This window comes from Bradyrhizobium sp. MI1.10 (assembly GCF_055811035.1).
The window spans coordinates 5476-13969 of record NZ_JBVVPN010000084.1 but is presented as its reverse complement, the minus strand read 5'-3'; the positions used below and the strand labels follow the sequence as shown (position 1 = coordinate 13969).

At 58.2% G+C, this 8494-nt stretch carries 10 protein-coding genes; 5 read left to right on the top strand and 5 right to left on the bottom strand.

The features are described from left to right. A partial coding sequence (locus tag AC0L3K_RS39040) for a hypothetical protein (protein ID WP_473368062.1) occupies positions 1–267 on the bottom strand: 267 nt, incomplete at its 3' end. A 239-nt stretch (positions 268–506) separates the two neighbouring features. On the opposite strand from AC0L3K_RS39040, the gene AC0L3K_RS39035 reads away from it, so the two are divergent. Next, positions 507–779, top strand: a complete 273-nt coding sequence (locus AC0L3K_RS39035; protein WP_166517484.1) for a hypothetical protein — start codon at positions 507–509, stop codon at positions 777–779. A gap of 12 nt (positions 780–791) precedes the next feature. On the opposite strand, the gene AC0L3K_RS39030 is transcribed toward AC0L3K_RS39035, so the two are convergent. Then, entirely contained in the window at positions 792–1538 is a 747-nt protein-coding gene (locus AC0L3K_RS39030; protein ID WP_354128789.1) for a response regulator transcription factor, read from the bottom strand. Positions 1539–2506: 968 nt separating this feature from the next. Between AC0L3K_RS39030 and AC0L3K_RS39025 the strand changes: the two genes are divergently transcribed. After that, positions 2507–2848, top strand: coding sequence for an H-NS histone family protein (locus tag AC0L3K_RS39025; protein WP_007592797.1), 342 nt, complete (start codon positions 2507–2509; stop codon positions 2846–2848). 59 nt (positions 2849–2907) lie between these two features. Here the strand turns inward: AC0L3K_RS39025 and AC0L3K_RS39020 are convergent, their stop codons facing one another. Next, positions 2908–3129, bottom strand: a complete 222-nt coding sequence (locus tag AC0L3K_RS39020) for a hypothetical protein (RefSeq protein ID WP_473368061.1) — start codon at positions 3127–3129, stop codon at positions 2908–2910. Positions 3130–3588: 459 nt separating this feature from the next. On the opposite strand from AC0L3K_RS39020, the gene AC0L3K_RS39015 reads away from it, so the two are divergent. Beyond that, a complete protein-coding gene (locus AC0L3K_RS39015; protein ID WP_473299053.1) occupies positions 3589–4581 on the top strand; it encodes a hypothetical protein in 993 nt (330 codons plus the stop codon). On the opposite strand, the gene AC0L3K_RS39010 is transcribed toward AC0L3K_RS39015, so the two are convergent. After that, a complete protein-coding gene (locus tag AC0L3K_RS39010; RefSeq protein ID WP_473368060.1) occupies positions 4571–4969 on the bottom strand; it encodes a VOC family protein in 399 nt (132 codons plus the stop codon). The two genes, AC0L3K_RS39015 and AC0L3K_RS39010, sit on opposite strands and share 11 nt — an antisense overlap. 95 nt (positions 4970–5064) lie before the next feature. Continuing rightward, a complete protein-coding gene (locus tag AC0L3K_RS39005) occupies positions 5065–5688 on the bottom strand; it encodes a GNAT family N-acetyltransferase (RefSeq protein WP_473368059.1) in 624 nt (207 codons plus the stop codon). Between the two features lie 136 nt (positions 5689–5824). Here AC0L3K_RS39005 and AC0L3K_RS39000 point away from each other — a divergent pair, with 136 nt between their 5' ends. Both AC0L3K_RS39000 and AC0L3K_RS38995 read left to right on the top strand, forming a co-directional pair. Beyond that, positions 5825–7699, top strand: a complete 1875-nt coding sequence (locus AC0L3K_RS39000; RefSeq protein ID WP_473368058.1) for an HAD-IIIC family phosphatase — start codon at positions 5825–5827, stop codon at positions 7697–7699. After that, a complete protein-coding gene (locus AC0L3K_RS38995; RefSeq protein WP_018459426.1) occupies positions 7686–7928 on the top strand; it encodes an acyl carrier protein in 243 nt (80 codons plus the stop codon). The genes AC0L3K_RS39000 and AC0L3K_RS38995 overlap by 14 nt, the downstream gene beginning before the upstream one ends. Positions 7929–8494 lie beyond the last annotated feature (566 nt).

Genomic DNA, 8494 nt, shown 5'->3' with positions numbered 1-8494 from the left:
CCCCCCAGGTCCGCCACCGCCTCCAGGTGCCCCGCCGCCAGAGGACCCCGACGCTGCAGAGGACGGGCGGTCGTTGTCGAGGAACGACTGGCCCCTGTCGTCGCCATGCGTTGCTCCGTTCTGTCCGCCTGAACGCGCGATGGCCGTCGAGGTCAGCGAGGTCGACAGCAGCAGCGTCATGACGGGGGGTGTCACGGCCGCGAATCTTCCGCAGGTTTTCAGGAACGCCCGCCGGTCGTCATCTTCATTGCCACTTTGGCTCACGATGCGCTCCCCTTGATTTAAATTTGCTTTATTCCTATTATATATTAAATAGACTTTCAACCAGAATTTTGTTTGAAAGATGGAGATTGCGAAGCGTGCGCCGCCAGCAGATTGCCAGCATTTCCATGGCCTCGGGCTTGCTCGCCCCGGCGCCGGGACCCCAATCTGGAGTGTCAAACTAATATTTAATATGCATATATCTGATTAGCTTGATTAAGGGCAGCGCACGACGGATGATTGCCATGCCACTGCAATTTCACCGGCCCATCGAAAACATGGAGATCTGGAGCGCGAGCGGCGATGGCTTCTCGTTTGTGATCAGCCTGGAGAGCCCTACCGGTCCAGGCTTTCACGGACGCTCCGGATACCTGGCGAGTTGGCGACCACTCTACGAGAACAATGGCGCGATCAAGATCAGCGGGTCGCCCTTCCGAACATTGGCTGAGGCCGAAGGAGCCTGCCGCAACATGGCCGAGCATCTGCGCGCCGCAACCGATGCTCACCGCCCAGCATGATGCGGTGTCCAGCTAACGCGTACCTTCCGGAAGGACATTGCTTCGCTTAACGTCCTCGTCGTTTCGAACCGCCGAATCCTGCTGTAGTAGGCCGGAAGAGGCGAGTTCACGTGCGGCCGCATGTTTCCCGTTTTGCGAAATTGCAAATGCCGCGAGAACTGTTCGATTGCTGATATCGAGCTTCTGGAAGATGTGGTGAAGGTGGACTTTGATCGTACCGTCGGTAATGTTCAGGAAACGCCCAATCTCTTTGTTCGACAGCCCCTCCGATACAAGTCTCATGATCTGCCGCTCCCGGTCGGTCAGCTGCGTCGGAGCCTTTTCCTCACCGGTGTGAGACTCCCCACGGACCTCGCCACCTGTGCACGGCGACCGCGATGCCGGTCCCTGGCGTTCCGCAACCTTCCTCAGGGTCGCGACCAGCATCTCCGGCTCAGCATCCCTCGTGAGGACGAGGCAGGCGCGGCCCGCGGCCAGCGTCTGCAACCTTTGATCGCCGGCCTTTTCAGCGAAGAAAATGACCCGGGTACCCTGGCCAGCGGTGTTTGCGATAGCCAGAATGTCCGGTCGACTGATACTGGGCATTGCAATATCGACCAGTGCAATATCCGGCACCAGAAGTCGGATCGCCCCAATGCAGCTTGCAGTATCGCCGCAGGCGGCCACGATCGCAAAATCGCGCTGCGCCGCAAGGACGCTGCTGATCCCCTGCAAGACGATCGGGTGCCGATCCGCGATGACGACTCTGATGCGGCGCATGCTTCCCCTGCCTATCCCTGATACCCCGCGCGGCAGTTTTTATTCCTGCATTCACCTCAAGACGCGCGGGAAGCACAACCAATCCGTTCTGCCAAAACGCCGCACTGTCGATTCGTCGCGGCGCGTATCGGCAACGCATGATGGCCACACCACTGTAACTCGCTTTGAGAATGCATGCAGCACCGTAGGATTGCGGTCCTCCACGGAAAATCCGAAGCAGCCGATTCATCTACAAAACAGCGCCTTCTCAGCTGGCCATGATCTGCAAAACTCTCCCGCAGATCTGGCGGTCCAGTATGTGGCTGCCTTGTCAGGATTGGTTAACAGCCATCAAGCTCATCACCGACCACTTATTACGAACGATATATAGTCACATTCATGATTCAAATCTAACATTCGACAAACTTGACCGGAGCGAGGAGGCTGAAAAGCCTCGACCCATAACACGGAGGAGGCTCAAAAAGTAAGACTTTTCATCCAACATCAATATGAGGAGTGGAAATTTTCTAACCATTAATCAGACGTCTCGAACGATAACGGCTGCTTCGGCAGGGGCACCGATGAAAACCTGGTCAGCAAAGTTCGGGCGACATTTTCGTTAACCCGGCAAACTTCAATCTGCGGTCACGGGTCATCGCTGGTAATGAGTAGGTGGTCACATGTATTCTTCGGCTGTTTTGCGGCAAACGCATGAATCTCTGATCGTTCAATTCACTGAATTGCAGAATTTACGTAGTCGTGTGTCGATGGCCGAGCAGCGCTTGCTCGGCCCGATGCGAAGGGTCCGCCGGCGGAGACCGGCTGGGAGGCGACCGGCCGGTCGAAGGCACAGGCCCGGCTGGTAGCCCCAAGAAGTACCGCACTGCACACTAGAGTTCTGCGGGCAGGCTGATCAGGCTTGCCCGACGGGGCTTCGACCTGATAAGCCCCCCTCCTATTTCAAATCGGAAGTAGTGGGGACGGCTTCCATGGGGAACGACGAGTGGGCATCCGCGGCCACAGCCGAGCTGTGGCGGCTTTACGATGAAGTGACGACTGTTCTTAGTCGGAGAATGATTGCGGAAAAAGCCAAGCTCGAAGAGCGGCTTCGCAGGATCGAGGGAACTTCCGGGGCCCCCAACGGCGAACGTGCGCGCCGCCCCTACCCGCCAGTGCTGCCGAAGTATCAAAATCCGAAAAACCCGTCCGAGACCTGGTCCGGTCGTGGCAAGCAACCCCGCTGGTTGAAGGCGCAGCTCCGAGCCGGCAAGAAGCTGGACGATTTGTTGATCAACCGTTCATCCAGCCGCAAGCGCCGCCGCACCGGTTGAGCCCCGCGACGGTCGCGACGCCGTAGACACCGCTATGGCGCGGCTGTCCACAGCAACATCTAGCGATCGCGATCCTCTTTATTGTTCGGACTGCCGTCACCGCTGCCGTTGCCGTAGCCATTGTTGCCGTGCACAATATGACCGCCTGAACTGGCTATCGCGGCTGAAGTAAGAGAGGTGGACAGCAACAGCGTCATGGCAGGAGGGGTGACGGCGGCAAATTTTCCGCAGCTTTTCAAGAACTCACGACGATCTTCGCCGTCGGTATCGAGGTGGGTCATCAGTGTCCTCCTCTCCTCCAATCGTCTCGGAGGTGAAAATAGGTCAGAATGGACATACCTGCAAATTAAATTTGTTAATTCAACAATTTAAAATGCGGACCGCCGTCACAGCATAGCCCTCAACGGCGCCCCGGTAGCACAGTCCGTTACGAGCATTGAGGTTACACTACGCGCCGTCTCGGCCACAGGGCAGCCATTGACATTAAATTGGAAATATTATAATTATAAATACATTAATTAACTCTAAGCAACTTTCGCTCATAAAACCCTTTCGGCGCATAACGAGCTCCGGGCAGCTCGATCACATATGCGGCGCACAAAGCATCGCTCTTGCCAAGTGGTAAAAACGAAAGTCAGTTCATGACCGGAACCGAGACCGGAGCAGCATTTAGGCAATTGCGGTCTGGCTTCGACACGGCTTTGCGACCAGGATTCTCACTGCCGCGTCTAGGAGCCTTGATGAGCCGAGCGCTGACGGCAACGCTCTTAGACCTGTCGGAACTAACGGTCCTCACCGAGGCTGCGACCGGCGCGTATGCCGTGACGGCCGTCCTCGCAGCGATGGCCGGAGCCAGGCACGTCTATGCCTTCACGAAACCTACGCGGCACGGCACACCAGCTGACGCAAGGCAACAAACTCTGGAGCTTGCAGATTCGGTCGGTGTGGCCGATCGCATCGACGTCCTGGAGCAGATCACCCCGGATATCCTCCATCAAACGGATATTGTAACTAACAGCGGCCATCTTCGGCCTCTTACCGCGGCGCTCATTGATGAGTTACCAAGGGAGGCCGTCATCGCCCTGATGTTTGAGGCTTGGGAATTTCGCCCCAAGGACCTCGACATGGAAGCATGCTTACGGCGCGGAATTCCGATTGTCGGCGTGAACGAACGCCACCCGTCAGTCGATGTCTTCTCGTTTCTCGGTCCACTGTGCGTGAAGCAACTCCACGATTGCGGTTTACCCGTGTACAGGAATCGCATTGGTGTGCTGTGTGACAATGACTTTGTTGGCTCGCTCCGCGCCGGTCTCACGAGCTCTGGAGCGAGCGTGGACACCTTTGACAACGTCCAAGCTGTGTATCGCGACGAGTGGGACGCAATCATCGTCGCGCTGCGACCGGCGGCTCAGCCTCGTATCGGTTCGCCGGAAGCAACGCACCTCGCTGCTTGCGCGCCCGCCGGTGGCGTTATCGTGCAGTTCTGGGGCGATATGGATCGAACTGTATTGTCAGCAAATGGATTGGCCGTTTGGCCAACAGCGCCTCCGGCATTGGGGCACATGGGCATTCTCCTGTCGGAGATTGGCCCTGAACCGATCGTGAGACTGCAGGCAGGCGGCCTCCGCGCTGCTGAGTGGGTTCGGCGCAGTAGAACCGTTTCGTCTGACGGATTCGCGCAACTCGTTACTCGGCCCCTCGTCGAGCTTTCGCCAATTCACACTAGGTCCTAGCCTCGATGAGCTCGATGAGTGTGCGCGTCGCGGAGGCGAGAAACACTATGCGACGCATGTCGAACGCGACCGCGGGCGCAGGCGACGATACGGGAAGATACTGCCGCTCCCTGAAGCAAGCGATCGCGTCGTCGAGCCGCCCCACTTCGTAAGCAAGATGATAGAATTTGCCGCCGCGCTTAAGGATACCCTCCACCGGCGATTGTGCGCCGGCCGGCTCAATGAGTTCCAGGCGCGGACCGCCGCCTGACACGAACTGGATCCGAACTTGCTGGATCGGGTCCTCGAATATCGGTCCTTCAGGCCTGTAGCCAGCTATCGCGAGTTCCGTCAACTCCGCCGCGATCTTTCGGCACGCCATTCCCAAATGATGAAAATGCAAGTCCATCTGCTATTCCTTCTTCCCTTGCTAGCGCAATGAGACGGGTGCGTCCGGAAGCGCGATGCGCTGCTTCCGTTGCTCTGGCCAGTTGCGGGGGGCAGTTAACCTTCCCGCGCATCAAGGAGCAGCGCCGACCAGGCCTGCTTCAACCGCGGATAATCTTCGCGCGACATCCGAAACGTAATCACGTCGTCGCCGTTCCACCAAGCCTTCGGCGAAATCTTTTCGATTTGGAAGCCAAGGCGAATATGGAAGTTCTTCGCAGGCCCGTTCTTGCTTTGCACGTTGGCTACGACGACCGAAAGCCCTAGCTGCGCGAACGCGAAGACTAAAAGCAGATCGAATATCTCGGCCAGAAAGAGGCGCGCACCCGGATCGACGATTAACCGCGCCACCTCGCCGCGTTTCGCCGCGAAATCCAGGTTCGCAAGGGCGATGCTGGCAGCCGGTTTTCTCGAGCGCTTGAACTCCGCAATGAAATAGTAGTCGTCCGCCCTCGCCTGGTAACTTCGGAAAAACTCTTCCTGCTGGGTCAAGGTCAGCTTTTCGCGGGTCATGAACTTGCCGAGAACGGGATCGTTCCGCCAAGCGATGATTTGCGCGGAGTCCTCCAGCCGGACCTCTCGAAGGACCAGGTTGTTTCCCTCAGGAAGCCGTTTGAGATTCTCAGTCTTGGCGGCAAGCGTGCCCGAGCTCGGCGGCTCTGATCCCATATGCGCCGTCATCTATTTATTTCACCTTAATTTAATGGGCTTAAATATATTTAATTGACCTGAACATTATCATTATTTAATGTGACTGACAATCAAACGATGCTTCTTTTCTGAGTGGAGGCTCGCTATTCTCGCCGCTGTCCCCGTTTTGCCGGTCCGGCATGTAAATGATGCCGAACTCAAGTCCTTAGCGCTGTCCGGCGATGCCGCGTTCTGGGGGCATCTCGCCGCCCGCTCGCGGGAGGCCGCGAGTTTTTCCGAACTGTTCTTTCTGTCGACGCTTCGAAAAAAGGCGAAGCTACATGCGACCGAAAGTGGTCAGCCAAGACTCCGACTCGCCTTGATCGGCGGCTACAACCTGTATCCGTTGCATGAACTGGTTGAACACCTCCTGGCCATTCGTGGAATCGAGTGCGAACGCTTCCTCGGCGAGTACGATAATTTCGTCTCGGAAATCCTCGACGGCTCGAGTCCGCTGTACGCCTTCAAGCCGGATCTCGCCTTCATTCTGCCGAACGCGAGCCATTGCCGCTTTTCGGGCTCGCTCCTCGATGCCGTGAAACATCAGCGCGAAGCTGCAGTCGGCGCCGCGGAGCAGCTCCTCAACCTCGCGCGGACTTTCATCGAACGCTCAGGTGCGGCGGTGATTCTCGCGAATCTTGCGCTGCCCGCCGACCTCGATCTCGGCTCGTTTCGTTCGCGCACGCTTGGGGCCGATTGGAGTTTCCGCAAGGCGGTGAACCTTGAGCTCGGGCTCCGGGCCCCGGCTGAGGTGCAAATCTGCGACGTCGAGTTCCTCTCGGCACGCCGAGGGATCACGGCTGCGGAGGATGCGCGAGCATGGTACGAATCGAAGCAGCTCGGCTCACCTGATTTTCTGGTGGACGTCGCGCAAGAGCTAAGCCATCTGATCGCCTGCCGTAAGCAAGGCCCGAAGAAGGTGCTGGCGCTCGATCTCGATCAGACGCTATGGGGCGGCGTGATCGCGGAGGACGGTATCGAGGGAATCGAACTTGGGGACTCGTCTCCCCGCGGCGAAGCTTTCAAGGCTTTCCAGAAGTACCTCCTTGCGCTTTCCGAACGCGGCGTCCTGCTTGCGGTGTGCAGCAAGAACGACCATGCGCGCGCGATCGAGGTATTCGAGAAGCATCCCGAGATGGTTCTCCGGCTGGAGCACTTCGCGGCCTTCAAAGCCAATTGGGACCCGAAGTCCGACAACCTGCAGCGGATCGCGGATGAACTCCGCGTTGGCGTGGACAGCTTCGTCTTTGCCGACGACAACCCGGCGGAGATCGAGATCGTGCGCCAGTTTCAGCCCCAGGTTGAAGGCGTGCTCCTAGGGCCGGATCCCGCCGAGTTCATCGGCCGCCTCCAGGCCGGGCGCCATTTCGAGCCACGGAACGTCACCGAGGAGGATCTCGAGCGGACGGCGCAATACGGGCAGGAACGGCGACGTACGGAGCTCGCGGCGAGCGTAACCGACATGCCAGCCTACCTAGCCTCGCTCGAGATGCGAGGCACGATCAAGGAGTTCGACCCGCTCGACCTACCCCGCATTGCCCAGCTGATCGCGCGCAGCAACCAGTTCAACCTGACGACGGTCCGTCGATCCGAAACCGAGATCCAGGGGCTCCTGAAAAGGCCGGACTACCGGTGCTTCACGATGCGGCTCGAGGATCGGTTCGGCGATTCCGGGCTCATCTCTGTGGTCATTGCAAAGATCGAGGGCGGCGTCTTCGTTCTCGATACCTGGCTCATGAGCTGCCGCGTGCTTAAGCGCCAGGTCGAGGACGAGATCATGAACGAGATTTTTCGGCTTGCAGAGGTCGCCGGCTGCGCGAAAGTGCGCGGCATTTATCTTCCGACGGCCAAGAACGGGATCGTCGCCGGGATCTACGAGGAGTTTGGCTTCGTGCGTACGGAAGACTCCGCCGCCCGAAAAGAGTTCGAGCTCGCGGCGGAGAAGTATCAGACGCGTTCGACAAAGATCCGCGTAACCCGGAGGGCTTATGAAGCAGGCTGAGGTACTGGCGAAGTTGCAGGAGGTATTCGACGGTATCTTCCTTGAGAAGATCGTGGCCAAGCCCGAGCTGTCGGCGGCCGACGTCGAGGAGTGGGACTCGCTCATGCAGATCTCGCTCGTCATCGCCGTCGAGCAGAAGTTTCGCGTGCGATTCCGCGTTGGCGAAGTCGAGACGGCCCGGAACCTGGGTGAGTTCGCCGATCTGATCGCGAAACGGATAGAGCCATAGGAGTTCGACATCGTGAGGACGATCGCGCGGGTACGCGGCCCGCCACCCGTTTTTGGTGTCTCTCGCCCAGCTTATGGGCGTGACGCGGCGCCGCACTGCAAAACCGCCGCCGGCGATTGTTCGTCTGGAAGCGCGCGGAACCCCTGCGCCGAGATCTTCGCCTCCACTGAAGCGAGCGCGCCTGGGGCGGGCTGCATCAACGGGAGCAGCCGACAGCAGCTGTTCATGATCCGGAGGCTGACTGGGACCACACCTTCTCAAGAGAAATTGACATCCGTGCAAACGCCGCTTGCTTCACAAGGGTATTAAAATATGTCACTAATAAATATAAATTCTTTTTAATTCATTTAACTTCGCGTTCCGTGATTTGATTCGTTGAATTTTCCTTACTGAGTAGAAGCGACTGCGCGGGAGAACAACATGGCAAGCTTGTTCACCACTCAGGCCCCCGTCCTGACCAACAACACGGATGGGCCAGGGGCTGATTACGAGCTGGGTATGCGCTTCACCAGCGACGCTTCCGGCGTGATCCAGGCGATCCGGTACTACAAGGCCTCGAACGAGAC

Excerpts from the sequence above, each read along its gene's own strand:
- AC0L3K_RS39035 (WP_166517484.1), top strand. The coding sequence starts at position 507 with ATGCCACTGCAATTTCACCGGCCCATCGAAAACATGGAGATCTGGAGC.
- AC0L3K_RS39030 (WP_354128789.1), bottom strand. The coding sequence starts at position 1,538 with ATGCGCCGCATCAGAGTCGTCATCGCGGATCGGCACCCGATCGTCTTG.
- AC0L3K_RS39025 (WP_007592797.1), top strand. The coding sequence starts at position 2,507 with ATGGGGAACGACGAGTGGGCATCCGCGGCCACAGCCGAGCTGTGGCGG.
- AC0L3K_RS39020 (WP_473368061.1), bottom strand. The coding sequence starts at position 3,129 with ATGACCCACCTCGATACCGACGGCGAAGATCGTCGTGAGTTCTTGAAA.
- AC0L3K_RS39015 (WP_473299053.1), top strand. The coding sequence starts at position 3,589 with ATGAGCCGAGCGCTGACGGCAACGCTCTTAGACCTGTCGGAACTAACG.
- AC0L3K_RS39010 (WP_473368060.1), bottom strand. The coding sequence starts at position 4,969 with ATGGACTTGCATTTTCATCATTTGGGAATGGCGTGCCGAAAGATCGCG.
- AC0L3K_RS39005 (WP_473368059.1), bottom strand. The coding sequence starts at position 5,688 with ATGACGGCGCATATGGGATCAGAGCCGCCGAGCTCGGGCACGCTTGCC.
- AC0L3K_RS38995 (WP_018459426.1), top strand. The coding sequence starts at position 7,686 with ATGAAGCAGGCTGAGGTACTGGCGAAGTTGCAGGAGGTATTCGACGGT.